The sequence below is a fragment of the Vibrio sp. SCSIO 43133 genome, assembly GCF_023716845.1.
In the GTDB taxonomy this organism is placed as follows: Bacteria; Pseudomonadota; Gammaproteobacteria; order Enterobacterales; family Vibrionaceae; genus Vibrio; species Vibrio mediterranei.
In genome coordinates this window covers 1,663,301-1,686,859 of sequence record NZ_CP068025.1, presented here as the reverse complement: position 1 = coordinate 1,686,859, position 23,559 = coordinate 1,663,301, and the positions used below count along the sequence as shown (strand labels likewise).

Annotated in this window: 23 protein-coding genes and 2 pseudogenes; 9 read left to right on the top strand and 16 right to left on the bottom strand. The window is 45.0% G+C overall.

The annotated features are described in order from the left end of the window. Nucleotides 1-166: 166 nt before the first annotated feature. From ebgA to JKJ11_RS24420, 3 genes are all read left to right on the top strand, one after another. Complete coding sequence (gene ebgA / locus JKJ11_RS24430) at nucleotides 167-3,256, top strand: beta-galactosidase subunit alpha (RefSeq protein ID WP_252039467.1); 3,090 nt, start codon at nucleotides 167-169, stop codon at nucleotides 3,254-3,256. A gap of 3 nt (nucleotides 3,257-3,259) precedes the next feature. Further along, nucleotides 3,260-3,712 (top strand): beta-galactosidase subunit beta, encoded by a 453-nt coding sequence (locus tag JKJ11_RS24425; RefSeq protein WP_252039466.1) that lies wholly within the window; start codon nucleotides 3,260-3,262, stop codon nucleotides 3,710-3,712. 92 nt (nucleotides 3,713-3,804) lie between these two features. Beyond that, on the top strand, nucleotides 3,805-5,244 hold the full coding sequence (locus JKJ11_RS24420) for an amino acid permease (RefSeq protein WP_088877686.1): 1,440 nt from the start codon (nucleotides 3,805-3,807) through the stop codon (nucleotides 5,242-5,244). Between the two features lie 73 nt (nucleotides 5,245-5,317). Here JKJ11_RS24420 and pdxR read toward each other — a convergent pair. Continuing rightward, nucleotides 5,318-6,776 (bottom strand): annotated as a pseudogene (gene pdxR, locus JKJ11_RS24415) (MocR-like pyridoxine biosynthesis transcription factor PdxR). Between the two features lie 92 nt (nucleotides 6,777-6,868). Here pdxR and JKJ11_RS24410 point away from each other — a divergent pair. Beyond that, nucleotides 6,869-7,528 (top strand): pyridoxamine 5'-phosphate oxidase family protein, encoded by a 660-nt coding sequence (locus JKJ11_RS24410; protein WP_252039465.1) that lies wholly within the window; start codon nucleotides 6,869-6,871, stop codon nucleotides 7,526-7,528. Between the two features lie 163 nt (nucleotides 7,529-7,691). Here JKJ11_RS24410 and JKJ11_RS24405 read toward each other — a convergent pair whose 3' ends face one another. Then, a complete protein-coding gene (locus JKJ11_RS24405) occupies nucleotides 7,692-7,862 on the bottom strand; it encodes a hypothetical protein (RefSeq protein WP_164491492.1) in 171 nt (56 codons plus the stop codon). Between the two features lie 497 nt (nucleotides 7,863-8,359). On the opposite strand from JKJ11_RS24405, the gene JKJ11_RS24400 reads away from it, so the two are divergent. The 3 genes from JKJ11_RS24400 to JKJ11_RS24390 all read left to right on the top strand — a co-directional run bounded on the left by JKJ11_RS24400 (nucleotide 8,360) and on the right by JKJ11_RS24390 (nucleotide 10,810). After that, the gene (locus JKJ11_RS24400) at nucleotides 8,360-9,427 is read left to right on the top strand and encodes an acyltransferase (protein ID WP_252039464.1); all 1,068 of its coding nucleotides are present in this window, start codon (nucleotides 8,360-8,362) and stop codon (nucleotides 9,425-9,427) included. A gap of 42 nt (nucleotides 9,428-9,469) precedes the next feature. Beyond that, nucleotides 9,470-10,195, top strand: a complete 726-nt coding sequence (locus JKJ11_RS24395; RefSeq protein WP_124941671.1) for a nitroreductase family protein — start codon at nucleotides 9,470-9,472, stop codon at nucleotides 10,193-10,195. A gap of 141 nt (nucleotides 10,196-10,336) precedes the next feature. Beyond that, nucleotides 10,337-10,810, top strand: a complete 474-nt coding sequence (locus tag JKJ11_RS24390) for a Dps family protein (protein ID WP_006070136.1) — start codon at nucleotides 10,337-10,339, stop codon at nucleotides 10,808-10,810. Nucleotides 10,811-10,852: 42 nt separating this feature from the next. Here JKJ11_RS24390 and JKJ11_RS24385 read toward each other — a convergent pair whose 3' ends face one another. Beyond that, on the bottom strand, nucleotides 10,853-11,644 hold the full coding sequence (locus JKJ11_RS24385) for a hypothetical protein (protein ID WP_252039463.1): 792 nt from the start codon (nucleotides 11,642-11,644) through the stop codon (nucleotides 10,853-10,855). Nucleotides 11,645-11,813: 169 nt separating this feature from the next. Here JKJ11_RS24385 and JKJ11_RS24380 point away from each other — a divergent pair, with 169 nt between their 5' ends. Further along, on the top strand, nucleotides 11,814-12,434 hold the full coding sequence (locus tag JKJ11_RS24380; RefSeq protein WP_252039462.1) for a glutathione S-transferase family protein: 621 nt from the start codon (nucleotides 11,814-11,816) through the stop codon (nucleotides 12,432-12,434). 177 nt (nucleotides 12,435-12,611) lie between these two features. Here the strand turns inward: JKJ11_RS24380 and JKJ11_RS24375 are convergent, their stop codons facing one another. From JKJ11_RS24375 to JKJ11_RS24365, 3 genes are all read right to left on the bottom strand, one after another. After that, a complete protein-coding gene (locus JKJ11_RS24375; protein WP_252039461.1) occupies nucleotides 12,612-13,883 on the bottom strand; it encodes an MATE family efflux transporter in 1,272 nt (423 codons plus the stop codon). A gap of 77 nt (nucleotides 13,884-13,960) precedes the next feature. Continuing rightward, nucleotides 13,961-14,491 (bottom strand): NADPH-dependent FMN reductase, encoded by a 531-nt coding sequence (locus tag JKJ11_RS24370; protein WP_096994489.1) that lies wholly within the window; start codon nucleotides 14,489-14,491, stop codon nucleotides 13,961-13,963. A 22-nt stretch (nucleotides 14,492-14,513) separates the two neighbouring features. Further along, nucleotides 14,514-14,927 carry a VOC family protein gene (locus JKJ11_RS24365; RefSeq protein WP_038230892.1) on the bottom strand — a complete coding sequence of 138 codons (414 nt, stop codon included), beginning with the start codon at nucleotides 14,925-14,927 and terminating at the stop codon, nucleotides 14,514-14,516. Between the two features lie 116 nt (nucleotides 14,928-15,043). Here JKJ11_RS24365 and JKJ11_RS24360 point away from each other — a divergent pair, with 116 nt between their 5' ends. Then, nucleotides 15,044-15,985 carry a LysR family transcriptional regulator gene (locus tag JKJ11_RS24360; protein ID WP_252039460.1) on the top strand — a complete coding sequence of 314 codons (942 nt, stop codon included), beginning with the start codon at nucleotides 15,044-15,046 and terminating at the stop codon, nucleotides 15,983-15,985. A 281-nt stretch (nucleotides 15,986-16,266) separates the two neighbouring features. On the opposite strand, the gene JKJ11_RS24355 is transcribed toward JKJ11_RS24360, so the two are convergent. The 10 genes and pseudogenes from JKJ11_RS24355 to JKJ11_RS24310 all read right to left on the bottom strand — a co-directional run bounded on the left by JKJ11_RS24355 (nucleotide 16,267) and on the right by JKJ11_RS24310 (nucleotide 23,311). Next, complete coding sequence (locus tag JKJ11_RS24355) at nucleotides 16,267-16,482, bottom strand: hypothetical protein (RefSeq protein WP_006070144.1); 216 nt, start codon at nucleotides 16,480-16,482, stop codon at nucleotides 16,267-16,269. A 16-nt stretch (nucleotides 16,483-16,498) separates the two neighbouring features. Further along, nucleotides 16,499-16,942: a F0F1 ATP synthase subunit epsilon gene (locus tag JKJ11_RS24350; RefSeq protein ID WP_006070145.1), complete on the bottom strand. Its 444-nt coding sequence runs from the start codon at nucleotides 16,940-16,942 to the stop codon at nucleotides 16,499-16,501. Nucleotides 16,943-16,953: 11 nt separating this feature from the next. Beyond that, nucleotides 16,954-18,339: a F0F1 ATP synthase subunit beta gene (gene atpD / locus JKJ11_RS24345; protein WP_006070146.1), complete on the bottom strand. Its 1,386-nt coding sequence runs from the start codon at nucleotides 18,337-18,339 to the stop codon at nucleotides 16,954-16,956. Nucleotides 18,340-18,359: 20 nt separating this feature from the next. After that, nucleotides 18,360-19,217, bottom strand: coding sequence for a F0F1 ATP synthase subunit gamma (atpG, locus tag JKJ11_RS24340; protein WP_031493101.1), 858 nt, complete (start codon nucleotides 19,215-19,217; stop codon nucleotides 18,360-18,362). Between the two features lie 24 nt (nucleotides 19,218-19,241). After that, entirely contained in the window at nucleotides 19,242-20,780 is a 1,539-nt protein-coding gene (gene atpA, locus JKJ11_RS24335) for a F0F1 ATP synthase subunit alpha (protein WP_038230813.1), read from the bottom strand. 12 nt (nucleotides 20,781-20,792) lie between these two features. Then, nucleotides 20,793-21,335, bottom strand: a complete 543-nt coding sequence (locus JKJ11_RS24330) for a F0F1 ATP synthase subunit delta (RefSeq protein WP_038230814.1) — start codon at nucleotides 21,333-21,335, stop codon at nucleotides 20,793-20,795. Nucleotides 21,336-21,346: 11 nt separating this feature from the next. Then, nucleotides 21,347-21,818: pseudogene (locus JKJ11_RS24325) on the bottom strand (F0F1 ATP synthase subunit B). Nucleotides 21,819-21,853: 35 nt separating this feature from the next. Further along, entirely contained in the window at nucleotides 21,854-22,090 is a 237-nt protein-coding gene (gene atpE, locus JKJ11_RS24320; RefSeq protein WP_004727739.1) for a F0F1 ATP synthase subunit C, read from the bottom strand. 40 nt (nucleotides 22,091-22,130) lie between these two features. Continuing rightward, nucleotides 22,131-22,901: a F0F1 ATP synthase subunit A gene (gene atpB / locus JKJ11_RS24315; RefSeq protein WP_006070151.1), complete on the bottom strand. Its 771-nt coding sequence runs from the start codon at nucleotides 22,899-22,901 to the stop codon at nucleotides 22,131-22,133. Beyond that, nucleotides 22,901-23,311, bottom strand: a complete 411-nt coding sequence (locus tag JKJ11_RS24310; protein WP_006070152.1) for an ATP synthase subunit I — start codon at nucleotides 23,309-23,311, stop codon at nucleotides 22,901-22,903. The genes atpB and JKJ11_RS24310 overlap by 1 nt, the downstream gene beginning before the upstream one ends. Between the last annotated feature and the right edge of the window lie 248 nt (nucleotides 23,312-23,559).

Genomic DNA, 23,559 nt, shown 5'->3' with positions numbered 1-23,559 from the left:
CCCGATCACAACTTTAACTCTCTTGAACGCTTAAATCGTGATCAAGTTAAAGTAAAAAACAAAATTCAATATATTTTAGTAAAACTTTTACTAAAATTACCTCATATCCTAAACGGGCATTTTTAACACAGCATCGACACGGTTTACCTGTCGAGGGAGATTTAACGTGAACAACTGGGAAAACTTTCTTCATCTTCATGAGAATCGCATGGCTCCACGCGCGTATTTCTTCTCATATCCCTCAGTTAACGCCGCTCGAACATTTCAGCGAGAGCTTAGTAGTCACTTTATGCTGCTTAGCGGTCAGTGGCAGTTTCAACTTTTTCATAACCCTATTCTTGTTCCCGACGAGTTTTACTCTCAACCAATGACACAATGGGGACAGATCACCGTACCTAACATGTGGCAAATGGAAGGACACGGTGACCTTCAATACACTGACGAAGGCTTCCCGTTTCCAATTGACGTACCTTTTGTACCCACTGATAACCCAACAGGTGCATACCAACGTACTTTCACTCTCGGCGACAACTGGCAAGACAAACAAACCATCCTCAAATTCGATGGCGTAGAGACCTACTTCGAAGTTTACGTTAATGGCAACTATGTTGGTTTTAGTAAAGGCAGTCGACTCACCGCAGAATTCGACATTTCATCCGTTGCTCAAGTTGGTGACAACCTGCTAAGCGTTCGAGTCATGCAATGGGCTGATTCGACTTACATTGAAGACCAAGATATGTGGTGGACCGGTGGGATCTTCCGTGATGTCTACTTAGTAGGGAAAGAACCGCTGCATGTGCAGGATGTCTCTATTCGTACTGACTTCAGCGCTGACTATTCGCAAGCGACATTGTCGTGTGAACTGATGCTAGAAAACCTTGCGTCTGCGCATAGCGATGCTGTTTCAGTTGATTATGAGCTAAAGGATAATCAACTAAGTATTGCCGCTGGAACCATTGACCACATATCAGTACAAGGTGCTACCACAACTAACTTCATTATTAATGTCGATGAACCTACTCATTGGACAGCTGAGAACCCTTACCTTTATCAACTTTTTATCACTTTGAAGAACAACCAAGGTGAGACCATAGAAGTCATTCCACAACGAGTTGGCTTTCGAGATATCAAAGTTAAAAATGGCCTGTTCTACGTTAACAACCAATACGTCATGCTGCATGGCGTTAACCGACACGATAACGATCATTTAAAAGGCCGGGCAGTAGGCATGGATCGTGTTGAAAAAGACATCATCTTAATGAAGCAGCACAACATCAACTCCGTGCGAACTGCTCACTATCCTAATGACCCGCGATTCTACGAACTCTGCGACATCTATGGTTTGTTCGTTATGGCAGAGACTGATGTGGAAACCCATGGATTCGCCAATGTTGGCGATCTTAGCCGCATCACCAACGATCCTGCATGGGAAGCCGTCTTCGTAGACCGTGCTGAACGTCATGTTCACGCACAAAAGAACCACCCTTCCATCATCATGTGGTCTTTAGGCAATGAATCTGGCTATGGCTGTAACATCAAAGCGATGTACGACGCTACTAAAGCCATTGATGACACGCGTCTTGTTCACTATGAAGAAGACCGTGACGCCGAAGTCGTTGACGTTATCTCAACCATGTACTCTCGCGCTCAATTGATGAACTACTTTGGCGAACACCCCCACGAAAAGCCACGCATCATCTGCGAATACGCTCACGCAATGGGCAACGGCCCTGGTGGTCTGACCGAGTATCAAAATGTGTTCTACGCTCACGATCATATTCAGGGACATTTCGTTTGGGAATGGTGTGATCACGGCATTCTCGCCACCGATGAAAAGGGACAAAGTTTCTATAAGTATGGTGGGGACTTTGGTGATTACCCAAACAATTACAATTTCTGTATGGACGGATTGGTTTACTCCGACCAAACACCGGGACCGGGGTTGAAAGAATACAAACAAGTCATCGCTCCAGTGAAAATTACCGAGGTAGATGCACACCTAGGTACCTTCATCGTTAGCAATAAACTTTGGTTTACCAACCTAGACGACTACACCATCACCGCTGATATTCGTGCAGAAGGTGAAACGCTTCGCAGTGTTCAATTTAAGGTTGCGGATCTTAGCGTAAATAGCGAGCGTCAAATCGAAATTAGTCTTCCTCAACTCGATGACCGTGAAACATTTATCAACTTCACCGTGCGTAAAGATAGCCGCACTTTATATAGCCAAGCAAATCATGATATTGCCGTTTACCAATATCAAATCAAAGAAAATACCGCACAAGAAACCGAGTTTGTTTGTACAAATACCACACCTCTTTCGCTAGAGGAGAGCCGATTAGCGTACCTAATTTCTGGTCACAACTTCACAATGACTTTCTCGAAAGTCAACGGCAAGCTCTCTTCGTGGGTAGTAAACGGGAAACAGTTTATCGAATCAGAGCCTAAGCTCAATTTCTTCAAACCGATGATCGATAACCATAAACAAGAACACGAAGGTCTATGGGAGCCTGCTCACTTACCAATCATGCAAGAGCATTTCCGAACCATTGAAGTAGAGCAGATCGACGGGCGCATTGAAGTTCGCACCACCAGCATTATTGCACCGCCTGTGTTCGATTTTGGCATGCGAACCGAATATCGTTATCAGATTTCACCTCAAGGTCAGCTCAACATTGAGCTTCAAGGTAAGCGTTATGGTGACTATCCACATGTGATTCCTGTTATTGGTTTTGAACTAGGTATCAATCAACAGTTCGACCAAGTGAAATACTATGGCCGAGGCCCAGAAGAGAATTACCTCGACAGCCAACAAGCCAATATTATCGACGTGTATCAAAGCACGGTCGCGGATATGTTCGAAAACTATCCATTCCCGCAAAACAACGGCAATCGTCAGCACGTGCGCTGGGCAGCTCTGACTAACCGTAACGGCAATGGTTTGTTTATTAAGCCACAACAAGAGCTCAACCTAAGCGCTTGGTTCTACAGCAATGAAAACCTGCACCAAGCCCAGCACACCAACGAGCTTAAACCAAGCGGTCACATCACACTAAACCTTGATCACAAGCTCATGGGCTTAGGCTCTAACTCGTGGGGAAGTGAAGTTCTCGACTCTTACCGTGTCTACATGGATACCTTCCGCTACGGTTTAACGTTACTTCCAATGCAGTCCGGAGACTGTAACGCCAATACGTTGGCCAACTATGACTTCAGTAACCAGTTTTTTACCCGCACAACCACAAACGAGGCATAACCCATGATCATCTTAGAGAGCTTAGAACAATTTAAGTCGGTCTATCGTGATGGCCGGAAGTGGCATCGTTGCATAGAAGCCATTGAAAATATTGAAAATATCAAAGATGGCGTAATGCACTCTATCGGGGATTCTCTGGTTTATATGATTGAAACCAATGAGAGCAAACGGACTGGACTCTTCGAGGGCAACCGTCGTTACTTTGATGTGCACTACTACTTGGCAGGTCATGAGGTTATTGAGTTTGCAAGCAAAGCCGACCTGACACTTGAGCAGCGATATCAAGACGAAACTGACCGAGAGTTTTTCTCTGGACAAGGTGAGCGACGTGAAGTCCATCAAGGACAGGTAGTGATTTTCGACAATAGCGAAGCGCATCGATTTGTCAGTAACGAGCCTGCTCGCAAGGTCGTGCTTAAAGTCACCATCGAAGATGGCTACTTCTTAAACAAATAACACTATTCGGGCCAGACACAAGTATCTGGCCCCCTCAAATAACTGCTCTTCAAGAATGAGAGTACAATAGACGTGATTCATTGGAGGACACTATGTCTGAATCTATGCGCGGCACAATAGGCAAGTTTGCCCTATTGTCCATGACATTTGCGGCGGTTTTCAACGTTCGCAACATTGTAAACAACAACATTGAGTTGGGCCTAAGCTCGGCTCCTATTTTCCTATTAGCGACAGTCGTTTACTTCATCCCTTTCGTATTTATCATCGCTGAGTTTGTATCTGCAAACAAAAACTCTGAATCTGGCATGTACGATTGGCTCAAAAAGCCACTAGGCACCAAGTCTGCCTATTTAGGTTCTTTCCTTTACTGGTTTGTAAACCTATTTTGGTTTGTCTCCCTGCTTCCTAATGTTATTGCTTACGCGTCTTACGCGATGTTGGGTTACGAGTACACTTTCTCGCCACTAGTCACGTCTATTATTTCTATCGCACTGTTTGCGGCCGCCACTCACATCTCAACAAAAGGCGCGAGCTGGCTGGGTAAAATCGCTGAAATCGTTGCTTACGGTGTGTTTGCGTTATTTGCAGTTTACGTTCTTGGTGCATTGATGGCGCTGAGTGGTGACCACACGCCTGCAGAGCCAATTACACTGCAAGCCATGACACCAACCGTAAACTGGGCAACACTGGGCATTATGTGTTGGATTTTCCAAGCAGCAGGCGGGGCAGAAACCGCAGCGGCGTACCTTAACGATGTCAAAGGTGGTCACAAATCCTTTATCAAGGTCATCATCGCCGCAGGTGTTGTGATTGGTGGCATGTACGCTGTAGGCTCATTGTTAGTTAACGTTTTTGTCGCCCGCGAAAACCTGACCTACGCTGGCGGGATGGTAGAAATCTTTAGAGGAATGGCGCAGTACTTCAACATCTCAGAAACTTTGGTCGGTCGTTTCGTTGGTATTGTTCTCTTTATCGCTATGTTCGGCTCAATGATGATGTGGACCGCGGCACCAGTAAAAATCCACTTCTCGGAAATTCCAAAAGGAGTCTACGGCGAGAAAACCACAGAACTCAACGAACACGGCGTTCCTGTGCGTGCAGCTTGGTGGCAATTTGCCTTTGTCTTCGTGATGTTGGTTATCAACGGTTTTGGTTCAGAATCAGTACAAGACATGATGAACACCGCGATCAACCTCACCGCAGGTACCGCGATGCTGCCACCAATCTTTATCATGGTCGCTTACTTCGTATTCCGCCTCAAACATGACGACACGCCACGCGACTTCCGCATGGGCTCTCGAAAATTCGGAATGGGCGTGGTTTCAGTACTGATTGCTATCTTCGTGATTAGTATGACAGCGTCGGCCTTCCCAACTGGAGTGGATTTAGTCAGAGCGTTCTTTATCAACGTCTTTATGACTGCTGTTTTCTCTGGTCTTGCTTGGTGGTGGATTTCCCGCTTTGAAAAGAAGCAAGCTGATAAATCTCGCCTCGAGGAGCAGCTGGAAAGTAAGCCGATTACTCAGTCTTAATTTGGCTACCGCACAATAATGAAAAGGCACGAGTTGGTTACTTGTGCCTTTTGAGTATCCGTGAACTATAGATTTATTCCGCGGAGTCGACAGCATTGTCGTTCTTTAGCTCAAAATAAAGCACTGACAATTTTTCAATACTCTCTGGTATCGACTCTAACGGCGCATTTCCATAACCTAACACAACCGAACCGCAGAGACGCTTGTGGTTGATAGGTTCATAATAATTCATCGGTCGCACCACGATATTATGAGATAGGGCGAGACCGGAAAATTGATGCTCATCGACGTCACTTTGCCACTGAACAGTAATGTGCAGCCCAGCTCCTTGGGAGACAACTTGCCACTCACTTCCAAAACGCTCAGTAATGCATTGCTTCATCAGGTGGTATTTTTGCTCATATCGACGGCGCATTTTGCGTATATGGCGAACCAACATACCTTCATCAATGAACTCAGCTAACGCGGCTTGTGTGTGCGATGGTGTGTCACCGGAAAGCGCGTCTTTTATTTCTAGACAGACTTTAACTAAACCTTCCGGAACCACCATATAGCCGATTCGTAATGCATTAAACATTACCTTACTCATTGAGCCGATATACACCATATGGTTAGCATTACCACTCTCTGCAGCCAACCCTTGCATACTTCGTAGCGGACGACTATCAAATTGGAACTCACTGTCATAGTCATCCTCAATAATCCAACTTTGGTTTTCTTGAGCCCAACTGATTAACTGCAAACGTTGCTCCGTCTGAATAGAGCTACCCATTGGATATTGATTGCTTGGCGTTAAGTAAACACCTAGTGCTTTTTGGTTGATGATATGTTCGGTATTCAATCCATGCTCAGCTGTCACGTCGACAAATCCATAATCCATATTGAAGATATCGAGCACCTTGACGACCTGACGGTAACCGGGGTATTCAACCAACAACTTGTCGTTGTTTCCCAAGCTATTGATTGCCAGCAAAGCGATAGCTATAGATTGCTGAGCTCCAGAGGTAATAATGATTTGGTTTGGATTACACACAACAGAGCGACTGCTGGTTAAATAACGATGCAACGCTTCACGTAGTGGTAGATACCCTTGTAGATCTTGGTTTCCCAGTAGAGAGATTCGGGTGCTATGACGTTGTAATAAGCGGTTCCATTGGGCTGTAGGAAACAGCGCTAATTCAGCGACACCAGGTGAAAATAAACCACTTTTAGGCGTATTATCAACGCCCAACGCAATTTCATTCTTGCCTTCGGGCGCGTTGAGATATTGGTCGGGCAGGCTTAAAGAAACAAAAAAGCCACTATGCGGCTTCGATACTAGATAACCTTCCGCTACCAACTGATCATAGGTTTGAATAATGGTATTGCGACTGACCTTTAAGTTGGTTCGCCATCGTACGAGTGGACGGCAATTTGGCGCCCGATACCCAACGTCCATTGAGGATCCTTGAGCGTATTTGGCTAAAGAGATTGTGCTGAAGCGTGACACCGGATTTTGCCAATGAGATGTCGCTGATATCAATAACATTCAAACTGGATCCACCATTTTTATCTATTTGGACCCTAACTAGAGTACCAAATATTATTTACTTTGGCGTTAACTGCAATCGAATGGAGAACGCCAGTGCTTTCAAACACGACAAGAACACAGATTAAGAAAGGCAGCCATAAAGCTGTCTTCGACCCACAAGCACTCTATGACATTATTGATGAGTCATTAATTGCCCACGTCGCCATCAATGATGACAACGGTCCTATCGTGATTCCTATGCTGGCATGGCGATTGGGCAATAAAGTCTATATACACGGCGCCAAGAACAGTCGTTTGCTTCGTACGCTCAAAGCGGGACAAAAGACCTGCTTAACGTTTACCCTGTTTGATGGCTGGGTATTGGCCCGCTCCGCTTTCCATCATAGTGCACACTATCGAAGTGCAATCGTCTTTGGCCAGTTTGAAAACATTGAAGAAAATAAAGAGAAAGACCGAGTGTTAAACCACTTTGTTGAGCATATTGCACCAGGTAGAACTGAAGAAGTTCGCCTCAGCAACGATAAAGAGCTCACCGCAACGGACGTGCTTGCTATTGAGCTCAACGAAGCTTCGGTGAAAATTGGCCGTCATGGAGTCAATGACGACAAAGAGGATCTCGATCTAAAAGCGTGGGCAGGCATTCTACCCTACCGCACCGTTATAGGACCGCTTGAGCCTTGCGATGATCTCCATCCTAGTATCGAAACACCTGATTATTCGAGTGCATACAAAAATCGTTGGCACGAGCAGTAGGCTATTAACAGTTGTTGTTAAGCCGTCAATAAATGGTCGCTTCCAATACTAAGAAGTGGCCATCACTCCGATTAGCACTCCCATCGCAACCGCTAATAAACCGATGAAATAGAAACTCCAGCAGAGGGGTCGTCTGCGTATTGCTTTCGCCTCTTGAAGATCTTTAACCATCGAAACACACTCGATAGGTAACAATCGCAACGGCACCGACTAAAATCAGTAAAAACACCAATAACTCTATTAACCATTCTTTGTCATTCCAACCAAGAAACTCAACCTCACTCTCATTTAATTCAAAATTGAGGTCATCATAGCCTTCGTCTAACTCACACATAGCCACTCCTGCTCATCACATTACACAGGTGCATACTACTCAGAGATAAGCGTTCAATATATCAAGTAATATCTAAATATCGTTCAGGATAAACTTAACTTTACGTGCAAAAAAAATGAGAGAAAAAAAACGGTTCCTAATTGGGAACCGTTGAGATTGGAAAAAGTGCGTCTACACCATGTGTCAATCAAGACTTAAATCAGTGATTCAAGTTAATTACAAGCTTAAGGTACCAAAGCATTGAAGTGCTTCAGTAAGGTTACTTTAGTGGAATCGGACAGCACAGGACAAAATAGGTCCTATCAAGTATTCTGATATGTAGCACGAGAAACGTGTAAGAATAGTCAACATCTGATTAGTCAAAACTGCGATATACAACAAATTGTTGCAATTCACATCAGGTCAGAGACGCAATTATTGACTTTGAACACTGCTAAAAATGGGCTAGATGATACTGTTTGCTTCGAAGTATTACTAAGAGATTGTTACCTCCATTTATGTCATCAAAGCAGAAAATTGCCAGCTTCGAATTCGCTAGAGTCATCGCTCTGATCGCCGTCATTTTCATCCATTGTCAGCTCTTTATGGATTACGGGTTTATTAACGGTGAGCCTTGGCTTAACTACATCACCAATCAACTTGCTCGATTTGCCGTTCCGTTGTTTTTCCTTATTGCTGGATATCTTATCTATCCCAAGCTAAACGAAAAGCCATATCAAACCACCAAGGCTTACACTTTACCTTTGATGCTCATTTGGGTGATTTGGAGCGCGATTTATTTAGTATTGCCTTTCAATTTAGCCGTAGTGGCCGAACATGGTTATTTAGCTGAGCGTCAAGGTTATTGGAACTACTTGCTACAAAGTCCGCTCAACTCACTGTTTGAAGGCGGGTTAGTACACTTGTGGTTTATTCCATCGCTTGCGTTAGCGGTTTTAATGATTGCATGGTTTGTAGACAATAAGTGCCGTTCACTTCTACTGCCATTCGCCGCCATCTTCTACGTTCATGGCTTAATGGCGGGTAGTTACTTGAACATTACCGAAATCGAAACACCGATCTTTAGTCGAAATGGGCCATTTTTTAGCTTTTTGATGGTCGCAATAGGATTTGAAATAAGACGTAGAGAGTGGTCAATAACCTCGACACAAGCGGTGGTGCTTGCGTTGTTTGGCATGTTGCTGCACTTCTTTGAAGCGTTTTATCTCAACTCTCTTGGGCAAGTGTTCAACATGAATGACTTCCTACTTGGCACTGTTTTTTGGTCGACTGGCATTTTCTTCTGGCTTCTGAATCATCCAAACTTGGGGAACCATAAAGTCTGGCATGACCTGGCGAAGTGGGTACTTCCTATTTATGTGGTACACCTGCTCGTCACTATCTACATGAATAATATTGCGGGAATGTTGGGCGCAACTCAGTGGACACGTGATCTCATTGTGTTCTTTGGAACACTATTTGGCTCGTACCTGTTAGTTATCTTGTTAGAAAAAACACCACTTGCATTTAAAAAGCTAAGAGGTTTGCCTAAACCAATTACGCCAAGCTCTTGTGAACCTCGATAAGACCTGTTAGAAAGTGTCCAATTTCAATGATTGGACACTGCAATGAGCCACCCATCTCATCTAGAACTTCTTCTTAATACTCGTCGCTCTGTTCGTAAATACGACCAGAGCGCGACCTTTGACCACGATGCCGTTAAAAAGGCCCTTGAACACGCCACGCTAAGCCCGAACAGTAGCAACATGCAGATGTGGGCCTTCCACCGTGTGATCAGCGAAGACAAACGTGCTGCATTGAGTGAAATCTGCATGGGGCAAAATGCCGCTAAAACCGCAAACGAATTGGTTGTGGTGACGGTGACACCAAACAAATGGAAGCAGCGCGCCAAGATGAATGCTGACATTGTTCGCAGCAACTTTAACGGCCGCGAAGATGAGACCTCAAAGCGAGCATTTAAATATTACGACAAACTGATCCCAATGGTTTATAACAATGATTCACTTGGCATCCGTGGGGTAGTGCGCAAAATATACAGCTTCTGGCTTGGCAGAAACAAACCGATGGTGCGTGAAGTCAGTAAGGAAGACGTTAGAGTCTGTTTACATAAAAGTGCAGCTCTTGCCTCTATGACCTTTATGTTGTCAATGCGCGAGCAGGGCTATGACACTTGCCCGATGGAAGGCTTTGACTCGGTGAGAGCAAAACAACTTCTCGGCTTAGGTGACAATGATGAAATTACCATGATCATCAGTTGTGGTGTTCGTACCGACGAAGGTATTTACGGCGACCGTCACCGCGTTCCCAACGAAGAGGTGATTTTTAGTCACTAAATGGGGTAAAGGTTCATACTTAAAATTGATAGCATTTAACTATCAATATAATATTTACAATCGATTTAACCTAAGTTTTTATTGCTCATATACTGGTCTCAACGAAACAAGATTCCACTCTGATTCAAAGAGGACAGTATTATGACAAACACTAATTTTATCGGTCTAGACCAAGCAGCTTCTGACTCAATTGCGATTGAACTTAATCAGCTACTCGCTAACTATCAAGTGTTGTACATGAACACTCGTGGTTATCATTGGAATATTAAAGGTGAACAGTTCTTCGAATTGCACGCTAAGTTCGAGGAAATCTACACGGACTTACAAACGAAGATCGATGAGCTTGCTGAGCGTATTTTGACTATTGGACATACTCCAGACCATAGCTTTAGTCGCTATCTTGAGCTAAGTGCAATTGAAGAGCACCAAAATGCCTTTCGTGGTAAAGAGTGTGTCTCTGGCCTAGTAAATGGTTTCTCTGTGCTTATCAATAAACAGCGTGAAATCCTAGAGCAAGCTGGCGAAGCGAGTGACGAGGGTACTGCAGCATTGATGGGCGACTATATTCGCGAGCAAGAGAAACTACTCTGGATGTTGAATGCCTATCTTCAATAATTCGACCGCAACAAAAAAGGCGCTTAAGCGCCTTTTTTGTCATCAATCTGTCTGCGAGGTTAGCGTGATATTCCCTGAATATCGATATTGACCATCTGGCCAAAGATGGGTCGGGTAATGATAGTCCCTAGACTCCATTAAAGAGACTAAATCTGGCAATAAATGCCTCAACTCTTTGCGACTTTTTACTCGCATTTCATCACTTTGCAAATCAGCACTAGACCCTAAATACGCCGCAGTAGCCAAGTAAAAGAACTCGACGGTTTTGCACGCATCATCACACGTTGGGTCATCATAACTGTACAGTCCCTTTTGCTCGGCTAGCTGCCATTGCTTATACAGCACACTTTGTTTTGTCTTTTGGTCGCTAAATACCGCTGGTAAATACGGCTGCCAACCCGCATTGACTATCAAATGATGTATCTCTTCTTGCGACGCATCTCGCCCAAACTTCGGTGCAGTTTCATCTGCCGATAAATCTTGCCCTAACATATGGTCAAAGTAGGGTTCGAGCTTTTCAAATGCATCATCACTAAAGCCTGATTTGCTCATCAACAAAGTAGCGTGATTACTTCTAAGCGGCTCTATGATATTCGGTTCATCAATCTGACCGTTTTGATCGTTGTCTAGCCATTGTGCGGTCACATTGGCGGCATGTTTGAGCTTATCTTGGGGTACCGATGAGGTGGCACAAATCGTAACCACGTCAAAGACTCGGGCTTTCTGGGTAAAGAAATCACCTGGGCATCCAGCAACAGGCGATTCGACAGAAGAAAACTCTCCCGCACTAGATAATGCACTGATAAAGAATAGTAAGCCTATACAACGTTTCATCCCTGCTCCTCAACCGTTGCTTATTTTTGGTCCTCATTCTAATAACAGTGATGAAGACTTACTGTATTAACAGGTCATTAATTGTCAGTGTTAGCCATTATTCTATTGCCTTAACAAATTAAATAGGCAACAATTATATTGCACACAATATATTTTCAAGGATATCGATATGATCAAACTTCACCATCTCAATCACTCCCGTTCAAAACGAATTATTTGGCTGCTAGAAGAGCTTGGCCTCGATTATGAAGTCGTCCCATATCAGCGTGACTCAGTGACATTTCTTGCACCGCCCGAGCTGAAGTCGGTGCACCCACTTGGCAAATCTCCAGCGATAGAATTAGACGGCCAAATCATCACCGAATCCGGCGCTATTACTGAATATCTTATTGAGCGATTTAGCGCAGACCAATTGGCGCCAGCTCGTCAAAGCCCCATCTACGCCGATTATCTGACTTGGTTACACTTTGCAGAAAGTTCTGCGATGCTTCCGCTACTTCTGAACGTGTTTCTTGCAAAAGAGCCTGCAGAAACCGCCTTCCTATCAAGCTATGCAGATATGGAACAAAACAAAGTATTGGATTATGTGAATCAGCGACTTGAGGGTAAACGCTATCTGATTGAAGATCGTTTGACTGGTGCGGACATCATGATGTCGTTCGTGGTGGATGTTGTCACGAATTTAGGCGTCATTAGCCAATACGCCAACATTCAGCGCTACTCAGAGCAGCTGGAGAAAAATCCAAACTACCAAAAAGCGATCGAAATTGAACGTCAACATAATCATTAAGCGGCGCTTGGTCATTCCTATGATGAGCTAATCGCCGAACCACGCCGCTCCATATCAATCAGCATTACTGATACGAGCGGCGTAATGCGTATCTCGCCCTACTTACCTGACGACCAAAACATCAGATCCGATTTATAATCATTAACTATGCTTTGGTTTGGCAGTGTCGAACCATGCTCACTGAGCCAACGATTCAGCACTTTGTATGCATACCATGCTCCGATTACATTGGCGATGGACAACCCTACCCAAGTCCCTTCTAACGACCAATATGACCCAAGCAAAGCAAGCGGTATTGTCAAACCGGAGCGACTTCACCATGGTAAGTTTTAGCGACGTTCGAGGCGATTGCACCCCATTGAGAAAAGAGGTCGTAATGAGCAGCAGGCCAAACATAGGGAAACTTAAGCCGACAGTCCAAAAATAATCAACTCCTTGTGCCACAACCGTATCAGATTGGGTAAACAGCGTCATGATCGTCTGTGGAAATAGCGCCACCACAGTGACGGCCGCTATCCCCCAATACACGGTCAGTCGCCCGGCATGAGCAACGATTTTATCCAGTCTATGCCAATGTTTAGCGCCGAAATTCTGAGCCACGAAAGGCGTCATCACCACACTCAATGACAAAATGCCCACCAGAATTAGCGATTCTATGCGCGTGACAATACCAAAAGCCGCGACCGCATCCTCGCCGTAACCAGACACGATGCGGGTTATCACTGCGATCGCGATTGGGTTCAAAAGCTGAGCCGCAATTGCCGGCATGGCAACATATAGCATGCCTCTGAGATCCTTTATCGCCTGTCGAATATCCATAAAGAAGCTGAGTGAGAGCAACGACTCGCGCACTAACAACATCATCATCAAGAGGAAGATGACCGCCCAAGAAAGAACTGTAGCGTAGGCAGCTCCCGCTAACCCCATGGCAGTAAAAGGGCCAAAACCAAAAATCAGCACATAGTCGAAGATTACATTAACAATCCCGCCAATCCCCATCACCAATGTCGAACGAATCATAATCCCTTTCGCCATCAGCGCCGCATTACCAATTAATCCAGCTACCAGCGCAAACATGCCGATAAGCAGAGGCTCCATGTACTGCTTGACCAAAGGTAACATCACCTCAGTCACACCTAGCGCAAAGAATAGGGTATCCATCACCCAAAAGCTGATACTAGAGAGCAGCACGGTTAGAAAGACAAAAGCAACGATAGCGAGAGTCGTCAGCTGCTTGGCTTTTACCCATTGCTTTTCTCCCAGTGCTTTTGCTACCGACGAAGACACGCCGGCAGCGGCGCCCATAAAGAAGGACACGACTAAGATGTATACTGGGTAAGAGAAGCTCATCGCAGCCAGTTCTTGCGTACCAAGCTTACCGACAAAATAGGTGTCGATAAGCTGGAACATGAAGGTCATCAGCATGCCAAATGCGGCGGGAGCAGTCATGGAAATCAGTGCCGGACGAACCGGCGAGGTAAGTATTTTCGCATCCATTGCGTTATCCCTCTTCCCTATCGGTCGGATTAGCTCACGGTCAGTTGCGCTACCGCAGAAGCTACTTGATCCGCTAGCTCACCATTGGTGATTTTCTGCTGCTCAACATCAAAATTGTCGTAGAAACTAGGAATCGACACTGATGCTTTCACATCCGCGGCAAAATAAGGTGCAGATCCACTGGCTGCAGCTAGCACGCTTTGCGCTCCACCTGGGCCAGGTGAGGTTGCCAAATACACCACTGGTTTATTTTGAAACACTTGCATGTTGATGCGAGAGGTCCAATCAAACAGGTTTTTGTAGGCTGCGGTATACGACCCATTGTGCTCGGCAAGGGAGATAATCACTGCGTCAGCATCTCCAATCAACTGATAAAAGCGCTGCGCTTGTTCTGGAATTCCAGACTGTTTTTCACGATCTTCACTATAAATTGCGGCTTCAAAATCGTTGAGGTCGATAAGATTCACCTCAGCGTTCTCAAGTAAGTGTGCCGCGTAACTGGCTAGGGTCTGGTTAATGGATGCTCGGCTATTACTGGCACCAAATGCGAGTACTTTAATTGCTTTTGTCATGATTGTTCTCCTAATTTTTGTATGCGTCTAAACCCACGTATTCAATAAACTCAATCACATTGTCGTCAGGGTCTCTGATAAAAAACGACAAACCCGTTGGGTGAGTCATGGGACCACCACTCAGGGGGATGTTGAGCTCTGCCAAGTTCGCCATCACTTGCTCGGCACTCGACACTTCAATGGCCACATGGGTGTAACCTGTGTGTTTAACGGGTACATCCATAAGTTGGTTTTTCTTTTCACCTGAATTCGCATTCAGAATAAAATTAATATTGATACCACTTGGATGCTCAACAATGGCTACAGGCTCGGGGCCTGCTGGTCCTGCGATGTATTCAAAACCTAGCTTGGCGTAAAAGTCTCTCGATTGTTCAAACTCACTCACTCGAATTCCTATGTGATTCACTCGGCTAATCTGCTTCATGTTGGCACTCCATTGTTCTACTTGTTCATGGTTAAATTCAGTGTAATTGCTAGTCATATGGAAATTAATGACTAAAATGTAAAATCATTATTTCCATATGACTAGGAATAAGCACGATGTACAACGGGAAGCTATTGGATGGTTACGTGGTCTTTGTCGAGGTTGTGGATAGTGGCAGTTTCACTGTCGCAGCGGAGCGGACACAGCACTCCACCTCATACATCAGCAAAGAAGTGACCAAGTTAGAAGAACGCTTAGGCGTGCGTCTACTTCAACGCACTACACGTGCGCTGAAACTCACTCCTGAAGGGGAAAATTTTTACCAACATGCTCGTGATGTTGTCGATGCGGCACAAGCGGCGGAAGAGTCGTTGTCCGGTAGTCAAATTGAGCCGTCCGGCCTACTAAAAATCACCTGTCCTGTTGCCCTTGGGCTGTCTACTATGAGCGCGATCTTTACCCAGTATGCGCAACGTTATCCCAAGGTTACCTTAGATATCGATCTGAGCGATAAGAAAGTCGACGTCATTGAGCAAGGAATCGATATTGCGATTCGTGCGTCTGATAGGCTTGAAGACTCCTCACTCATCAGTCGTAAACTCTTTACTGATAGAGGAATTACGGTGGCCTCTCCTGCTTACCTTCAGCAATATGGAACACCAAGAGCGCCTAGCGAATTGGCTCATCACAACCTCATTAGTTATAGCTACGCGAAAAACAACAAACGCTGGGTTTATGAGGATCTTGATGGGAATGAAGCTTCGGTGGACATCACCAGTAGAATCACGGTCAACAGCGCTAAAATGGAACTAGAAATGTGCAAAGCCGGATTGGGCATCACCCGTTTGCCGCGATTTTATTTAGGTAACGAACTAGAAGCCGGAGAACTGATCGAACTGTTTGACGACTATCCAAAGCATCAACTTGGTGTCTACATGGTGTATCCGAGTAGAAAACACATGTCAGCAAAAGTAAGAGCGTTCAAAGACATTGTCGAAACAGAGCTGGTTCATTCCTTGTCTTTGCGTCAGAAGGAACTAAACAAAGGAATGGCGTAATAAGAAAAGAAAAAGCCGTCACTCCCAACTATGAAAAGAGTAACGGCTAAGTGCTGAAACCAATCTGGATAAGTGGCGATGGAGTCACTTATATAGATTGACCTCACCTCAGTGTCCGGTTTGTTGAGTGCTGAGTTCAACTCAACGGAGCTGAGAGGACGGTATAGCCAGTTCTTGTTTTAGAAACATCAAAGCCTTCATTGGTGAATATGAGCCTTTAAAGTTTCGTTGCCGGGTTCGTCCTGTTAGCTAATGAGATTCGAGCCTCATCGTTGCTTGTGTTATTTCTTGTCTTCAGGTTTGAACTCTTCGTTATCATCCACGGTCAGTGGTTTTCCATCTGGTCCAAAAATCGCAATCGCACTGCCCAAACTCACTAGACGCATAGCCAGTGATGGAGAAACTGCTTTCTGGACCCCTTTTTCTGCTAAGATCTCACCTTCCCAAGCTCGGTCCATGTAGCGACCACTTTGTGTAAACTCAATAACTGTTCTCATGATCTTTCCTCCGGTTTTAATATCTAGCTCGCGCAACGGTAAGTTCTACCGCTCGTAGTTGAGCCAGTGCTTTTGCAAGTTCGAGCTGTGCCTGAGCAAAATTAACGTCGTCGGTATACTTGTTAATGTTCTCTTCGGCTGCGCGGCGCGCCGCTTCCGCTCGAGCTTTATCAATATCTTTGCCGTGTAATGCCGTATCTGCGAGTACGGTAACCACGTCAGGCTGTACTTCTACCAAGCCACCCGATACATACAAGATCTGCTCTGGTTGCTTGAGATCACCAAGAATTCTTGCAACACCTGGCTTGATCTTGCTGATTAATGGGGAGTGGCCGGGACGAATCCCGAGCTCACCATCCGCTCCGGCAACGGCGATTGCATGAGCTGGCCCTGAATACAGCGTCCCTTCCGCACTCACCACATTGAGTTGAAAGGTTGTTTGTGAAACACCTATTGCCATCACGTCACCCCTTACAGTGTTTTCGCTTTCTCAAGCACTTCGTCGATAGAGCCGCAGTACATAAATGCTTGTTCTGGGATATCGTCATATTGACCGTTAAGCAGACCTTGGAAGCCCGCAATAGTGTCTTTCAAAGGTACAAACACCCCTGGCTGTCCAGTAAAGACCTCAGCTACGTGATACGGCTGCGTTAAGAAACGCTCTACCTTACGAGCTCGAGATACCAGTTGCTTGTCTTCTTCGGAAAGTTCATCCATACCCAAGATGGCAATGATGTCTTTGAGTTCTTTATAACGTTGCAGTGTTTTTTGTACCGCTTGCGCTGTGTCGTAGTGCTCTTGACCAATTATTTGCGGATCAAGCTGGCGAGACGTTGAGTCTAGCGGGTCGATCGCAGGATAAAGGCCAAGTGCTGCAATGTTACGTGACAGTACAACCGTTGCGTCCAAGTGAGCGAACGTCGTTGCTGGCGATGGATCCGTTAAGTCATCCGCTGGTACGTACACCGCTTGAATCGACGTAATCGAGCCATTTTTGGTAGACGTGATACGTTCTTGCAGTACACCCATCTCTTCCGCCAGCGTTGGCTGATAACCTACTGCTGATGGCATACGACCTAACAACGCTGATACCTCTGTACCCGCCAAGGTGTAACGATAAATGTTATCCACGAATAACAGTACATCACGACCTTCATCACGGAAGCGTTCCGCCATGGTTAAGCCTGTCAAAGCAACACGAAGACGGTTACCCGGTGGCTCGTTCATCTGACCATAAACCATGGCCACTTTGTCTAGAACACCTGCTTCTTTCATCTCGTAATAGAAGTCGTTACCTTCACGAGTACGCTCACCAACACCAGTGAACACCGAAAGCCCTGAGTGCGCTTTCGCGATGTTGTTGATAAGTTCCATCATGTTGACGGTCTTACCTACACCAGCGCCTCCGAACAGACCGATTTTACCGCCCTTAGCAAATGGACAAATCAAGTCGATAACTTTCACGCCAGTCTCAAGTAGTTCAGTACTGTTTGACTGATCTTCGTAGCTAGGCGCTGGACGGTGAATCTCATACGACGCTTGTTCGCCAATTGGACCACACTCATCGATAGGTTGGCCTAGAACGTTCATAATACGCCCTAGTGTTTCCTCACCTACAGGTACGGTAATTGGACTACCTGTAGTTTCTACTTGCAGACCACGTCTTAGGCCATCGGATGAGCCCATTGCGATACAGCGAACCACACCGCCACCAAGTTGTTGTTGTACTTCTAAAACAAGTGAGCTGTTTTCATCACCTACGACTTTTAGAGCGTCGTATACTCGCGGACCGCTGTTTTGTTCGAACTCTACGTCGACAACGGCACCGATGACTTTGACAATTTTGCCAATACTCATAATCTTACCTCTGAATCCTGTTACACCGCTTGAGCGCCGGCGGTAATCTCACTCAATTCTTGAGTGATCGCTGCCTGACGTGCTTTGTTGAACACGAGTTGCAAGTCATCAATTAACTGACCTGCATTGTCCGTTGCGGCTCTCATCGCAACCATTCGCGCTGCTTGTTCACAAGCAATGCTCTCTACCACACCTTGATAAACAAGAGACTCAACGTAGCGCAGCATCAAATGGTCCAAGATATCTCTTGGTGCTTGCTCGTAGATGTAGTCCCAACGTGTTTCTTTTTCCGCTTCTTCTTGCTTAGGAAACGGTAACAACTGCATCACGGTAGGTTGTTGCGTCATGGTGTTTACAAATTGGCTATAAACCAGAAATAGTCGGTCTATCTGCCCTTCTGCGTAATGCTCCATCATGGCGTGGACAGTACCCAGTAGCTCTTCGAGCTTTGGGTGGTCTCCCAAACCTGAGGTTTGAGCAATGACACGCCCTGATGATTGAAAAAAGCTGATTGCTTTTGAACCAATCAATGTGGTGTCAACTTCGACACCTTGCTCCTGCCAGCTTTGCATTTCAGACAAAACTTTTCGGAACAAGTTGGTATTTAAACCGCCACATAAGCCTCGGTCTGAAGAGATAATGATGTAAGCAACCCGCTTAACTTCTCTCTCTTGCAGATACGGATGGCTATATTCCAACGTACCGCCAGACACGTGACTGATTACTTTTTTCATGTTGTCTGCATAAGGTCGAGACGCTTCCATATTGTCTTGAACCTTACGCATTTTGCTTGCCGCCACCATCTCCATCGCACTGGTGATTTTCTGAGTACTTTGAATACTCGCAATCTTGGTGCGTATCTCTTTGGTATTTGCCATTACTGACTCCTACTTGGTTGATGGTTAATATTGCAGCGCAGAAAACTCTTCTAGCAGCGTATAAAGCTTGCCTTCGATTTCCTTGTTGTAATCACCAGTTTTGTTGATCTCTTCGAGTAGATCAGCTTGAGTCTGTTTGGCAAAAGCCACCAAACCATCTTCAAACTCCGCGAGCTTGTTCAGTGCCACATCTTCCAAGAAACCCTTTTCGGCTGCGAAGATGACTAATGCTTGATTCGCAACAGACATTGGTGCGTACTGCTTTTGCTTCATGAGTTCGGTCACTTTTTCACCGTGGTCAAGCTGCTTACGAGTCGCTTCATCTAAGTCAGATGAGAACTGCGCGAAGGCAGCTAGCTCGCGGTACTGAGCCAATGCGGTACGAATACCTCCAGAGAGCTTCTTGATGATCTTGGTTTGTGCTGCACCACCTACACGCGATACTGAGATACCAGGGTCCACAGCAGGGCGTAAGCCAGAGTTAAACAGCTGAGTCTGCAAGAAGATTTGACCATCGGTAATTGAGATAACGTTAGTCGGTACAAACGCAGATACGTCACCCGCTTGTGTTTCGATGATCGGTAATGCGGTTAACGAGCCAGTACGACCTTTAACTTCACCATTAGTAAAACGCTCTACATAACCCTCATTAACTCGAGCTGCGCGCTCTAGAAGACGTGAGTGAAGATAGAAAACATCACCTGGGAACGCTTCACGACCCGGTGGGCGTTTTAGTAGTAGTGAGATTTGACGGTAAGCAACAGCTTGTTTAGACAGGTCATCGTAGATGATCAATGCATCTTCGCCGCGGTCACGGAAGTATTCACCCATGGTGCAGCCTGAATATGGTGCCAGGTATTGTAATGCAGCAGATTCTGATGCTGACGCCACCACAATAATGGTGTTTGCTAGTGCGCCATGTTCCTCTAGCTTACGAACCACGTTAGCAATCGTTGAGGCTTTTTGGCCAATCGCGACATAAATACATTTAACGCCAGTGTCACGTTGGTTGATGATGGCATCGATAGCCATCGCCGTCTTACCTGTTTGACGGTCACCGATAATCAGCTCACGCTGACCTCGACCGATTGGCACCATAGCATCAACCGCTTTGTAACCAGTTTGAATTGGCTCATCCACTGATTTACGGTCGATTACACCCGGTGCAATCACTTCTACAGGGTCAAAGCGTTCAGCTTTCACTTCGCCTTTGCCATCGATAGGTTGACCCAAAGTGTTCACCACACGGCCAAGCAGCGCAGGGCCAACTGGCACTTCTAAGATACGACCCGTACCACGGACCTTCATCCCTTCACAAAGGTCAGCATAAGGGCCCATCACTACCGCACCAACAGAGTGGCGTTCTAAGTTAAGCGCTAGGGCAAAACGGTTATCTGGTAACTCAATCATCTCACCTTGCATAGCATCCGCAAGACCGTGAATGGTGATAATACCGTCACTGACCGAAATGATGGTTCCTTCATTTCTCGCCTCACTCGCCATGTCAAAATTGGCGATGCGCTCTCTGATCAGTTCACTAATTTCATTTGAATTCAATTGCATCTCTTTCCCCTACTATGCGTGTAGGTTGACAGCAAGACGGTGTAACGATGAGTAAATACTTCCATCTAACACCTGCTCGCCCGCTTTAATCATCACTCCACCAACGAGGGATGGATCAATTTGCTGTTCTATCGTTACCGTTTTGCCAAACTTAGCTTCAAGCGCGTTCTTAATGTCCACCAATTGGTCTTGTTCCAATGGTTCTGCGGTGTAAACCAAAACTTCCATGGTTTTTTCATATTCCGCTTTCATTTCAAAGAACAGCTCAACAGTGGTTGCCAGTAGCTTGAGTCTCTTGTTTTCAGCCATAACACGTAAGAAGTTCTTAACGTATTGGCTAAGCCACTCATCACACGAGGTCAGTATCATATCGAGCAAGACTTGCTCTGAACTTTCCTCTTCAAGGTCTTCAATCACCTCGACGACCGCGGGTTGTGACACCACCATTTTTAAAAGCCCTAACGCTTGTCCCCACTCATCGAGCAGTGCCTCATCAAGGGCAAAGTCAAACGCAGCTTTGGCATAGGGTTGAGCAATTGAGGTAAAGTCATTCATCTGATTTACCCCTACATTTCGCTAATCATGTGCTCAACAAGCTCACGGTTACTCTTAGAATCAAGGTTTTTGCGAATCAGTTTGCTGGCACTTTCAATCACTAAATCTGCCATTTCAGATTTCAGCTCCTGACGAACCTTGCTCTTTTCGCTCTCTACCTCAGCTTTACCTTCAGCGATGATTTTCGCTTTCTCTTTTTGCGCTAGCTCTGCCGCTTCTTCCACTAATTGGTTTTGACGTTGCTGTCCTAACTCAATAATGGATTGTGCTTTTTCGCGCGCTTCCGCAACGATGCTCTCACCGTTTGCTTTTGCTAGTTCAAGTTCTTTTTGCCGCGGCTGCAGTATTCTTAATACCAGTCGCGATTTCGTCTCGACGCTCGTCAAGCAGTGTTACCAATGGTGGCCACACATATTTCATGCAAAGCCAAACGAAGATAACGAAGGAGATTGCTTGACCCAGCATGGTTGCATTTAGGTTCATAACATCCTCACCAATGTTTACTTATTAAAAATCAATTAAGCCACTGCGAAGATGATGTAGAGACCAATACCAACACCAATCATAGGAACCGCATCCACTAGACCCATCATGATGAAGAACTGAGTACGAAGCATCGGGGTTAAATCTGGTTGACGTGCCACACCCTCTAGGTATTTACCGGCAAGATTACCGATACCTGCTGCCGCACCCGCCGCACCAAGACCAATTAGAAGTGCACCTGCTACATATAAAACAGCACTTACAATATCCATAACAACTCCTGAGAAATATATTTAGTAAATTAAGTTTGAATTAGTGATGTTCTTCTACTGCCATGCCCATATAGACGACAGTGAGAACCATAAATATAAACGCTTGTAATCCGACAATTAATATATGGAACAATGCCCACGGAACACTTAACGCCCATTGCATCCACCATGGCATTAGTGCGATAAGAATAAATATCATCTCACCCGCATACATATTGCCAAATAGTCGCAGACCTAATGAAATAGGTTTTGAAATTAGTGTGACTAATTCAAGAACCAGGTTCACCGGATATAACAAAGGATGTGAAAATGGCTGAGTAGTCAGTTCTTTAATAAATCCTTTTATGCCTTTATGTTTAAAGGTATAACCAAGGACTAGAATAAATACTCCTAACGCCATTGACATAGTGACATTAACATCCGCTGATGGTAGGTCTCTAAAGTGACCAAGTCCTATTGCTCGGGTAAAGGCTGGAATAAAATCGATAGGTAATAAATCGATAGCATTCATCAAGAATACCCAAACAAAGATAGTCAGAGCCAATGGACCTATTAGTTTATCTTGTGCTTGGAAAATTTCTTTTACCAGTCCGTCGACAAACTCAAACACCAATTCAACGAGACATTGCAATCGGCTAGGAACCCCACTTGTCGCCTTGGAAACCGCATAGCGAAAGCCTACGATAAAGACGATACCCAGTAACCAAACCATCAACATTGAGTCTAGGTTTATGCCCCAAAAACCATCACCCGAAGTCCAGAACGTCAAATGGTGTTCAATATAGTCATGTGCTGATTGAACGTTTTCCATTACGCTTTCCTCTGTAGTTCAATGGTTTGCTGATCTTTAAGCATTGGACTGATAAAGAAACCTAATACCGTAATGCAATATCCGGCTAATACAGTAACGTTACTCAGTTCCATAAATCGAAATGTCAAAATGAACATCACTATGGTGTAGATCATCTTGATATTGCGACTCAAACGCATCAGATCTTTTAAATTTTGTTGCGGCTTATATTTAGCTTTTAGCGACGCGAATATCATGCCTATGAACGGAGGTACAACTGCAATAATCACTCCGATTAACGCCGATTCTATATCTAGTTTGTCTTTAAAAAAGAGCTCGTAGAGTATAAATACCGACCCAAGCATCAACTGGCTGTATAATATCCGCTTCCCAGCTAGCATTATATCTTCGCTGGGGATACTAGCTTGCATCAGCAATCCTTAATTGTATTTAAAACATATTGATAAATTTAATTACCGACTAAATTAATTAATGGATAACTAAATTTATCATCGACGCAAAATGTAGTTATTTATCTACACAGCTTGCGAGAAGAAAGATACACCCAACAAAGTGATAATATAAATAATAATTAGCGAAACTTATCATTTCATTTTTGGAGGATTTATTTATTTGTATTCCATTAATGATCAAGCTACGTTTATATAGTAAGCCAATA

Excerpts from the sequence above, each read along its gene's own strand:
- JKJ11_RS24425 (WP_252039466.1), top strand. The coding sequence starts at position 3,260 with ATGATCATCTTAGAGAGCTTAGAACAATTTAAGTCGGTCTATCGTGAT.
- JKJ11_RS24420 (WP_088877686.1), top strand. The coding sequence starts at position 3,805 with ATGTCTGAATCTATGCGCGGCACAATAGGCAAGTTTGCCCTATTGTCC.
- JKJ11_RS24405 (WP_164491492.1), bottom strand. The coding sequence starts at position 7,862 with ATGTGTGAGTTAGACGAAGGCTATGATGACCTCAATTTTGAATTAAAT.
- JKJ11_RS24400 (WP_252039464.1), top strand. The coding sequence starts at position 8,360 with ATGTCATCAAAGCAGAAAATTGCCAGCTTCGAATTCGCTAGAGTCATC.
- JKJ11_RS24395 (WP_124941671.1), top strand. The coding sequence starts at position 9,470 with ATGAGCCACCCATCTCATCTAGAACTTCTTCTTAATACTCGTCGCTCT.
- JKJ11_RS24390 (WP_006070136.1), top strand. The coding sequence starts at position 10,337 with ATGACAAACACTAATTTTATCGGTCTAGACCAAGCAGCTTCTGACTCA.
- JKJ11_RS24385 (WP_252039463.1), bottom strand. The coding sequence starts at position 11,644 with ATGAAACGTTGTATAGGCTTACTATTCTTTATCAGTGCATTATCTAGT.
- JKJ11_RS24380 (WP_252039462.1), top strand. The coding sequence starts at position 11,814 with ATGATCAAACTTCACCATCTCAATCACTCCCGTTCAAAACGAATTATT.
- JKJ11_RS24375 (WP_252039461.1), bottom strand. The coding sequence starts at position 13,883 with ATGACTGCTCCCGCCGCATTTGGCATGCTGATGACCTTCATGTTCCAG.
- JKJ11_RS24365 (WP_038230892.1), bottom strand. The coding sequence starts at position 14,927 with ATGAAGCAGATTAGCCGAGTGAATCACATAGGAATTCGAGTGAGTGAG.
- JKJ11_RS24360 (WP_252039460.1), top strand. The coding sequence starts at position 15,044 with ATGTACAACGGGAAGCTATTGGATGGTTACGTGGTCTTTGTCGAGGTT.
- JKJ11_RS24355 (WP_006070144.1), bottom strand. The coding sequence starts at position 16,482 with ATGAGAACAGTTATTGAGTTTACACAAAGTGGTCGCTACATGGACCGA.
- JKJ11_RS24350 (WP_006070145.1), bottom strand. The coding sequence starts at position 16,942 with ATGGCAATAGGTGTTTCACAAACAACCTTTCAACTCAATGTGGTGAGT.
- atpD (WP_006070146.1), bottom strand. The coding sequence starts at position 18,339 with ATGAGTATTGGCAAAATTGTCAAAGTCATCGGTGCCGTTGTCGACGTA.
- atpG (WP_031493101.1), bottom strand. The coding sequence starts at position 19,217 with ATGGCAAATACCAAAGAGATACGCACCAAGATTGCGAGTATTCAAAGT.
- atpA (WP_038230813.1), bottom strand. The coding sequence starts at position 20,780 with ATGCAATTGAATTCAAATGAAATTAGTGAACTGATCAGAGAGCGCATC.
- JKJ11_RS24330 (WP_038230814.1), bottom strand. The coding sequence starts at position 21,335 with ATGAATGACTTTACCTCAATTGCTCAACCCTATGCCAAAGCTGCGTTT.
- atpE (WP_004727739.1), bottom strand. The coding sequence starts at position 22,090 with ATGGATATTGTAAGTGCTGTTTTATATGTAGCAGGTGCACTTCTAATT.
- atpB (WP_006070151.1), bottom strand. The coding sequence starts at position 22,901 with ATGGAAAACGTTCAATCAGCACATGACTATATTGAACACCATTTGACG.
- JKJ11_RS24310 (WP_006070152.1), bottom strand. The coding sequence starts at position 23,311 with ATGCAAGCTAGTATCCCCAGCGAAGATATAATGCTAGCTGGGAAGCGG.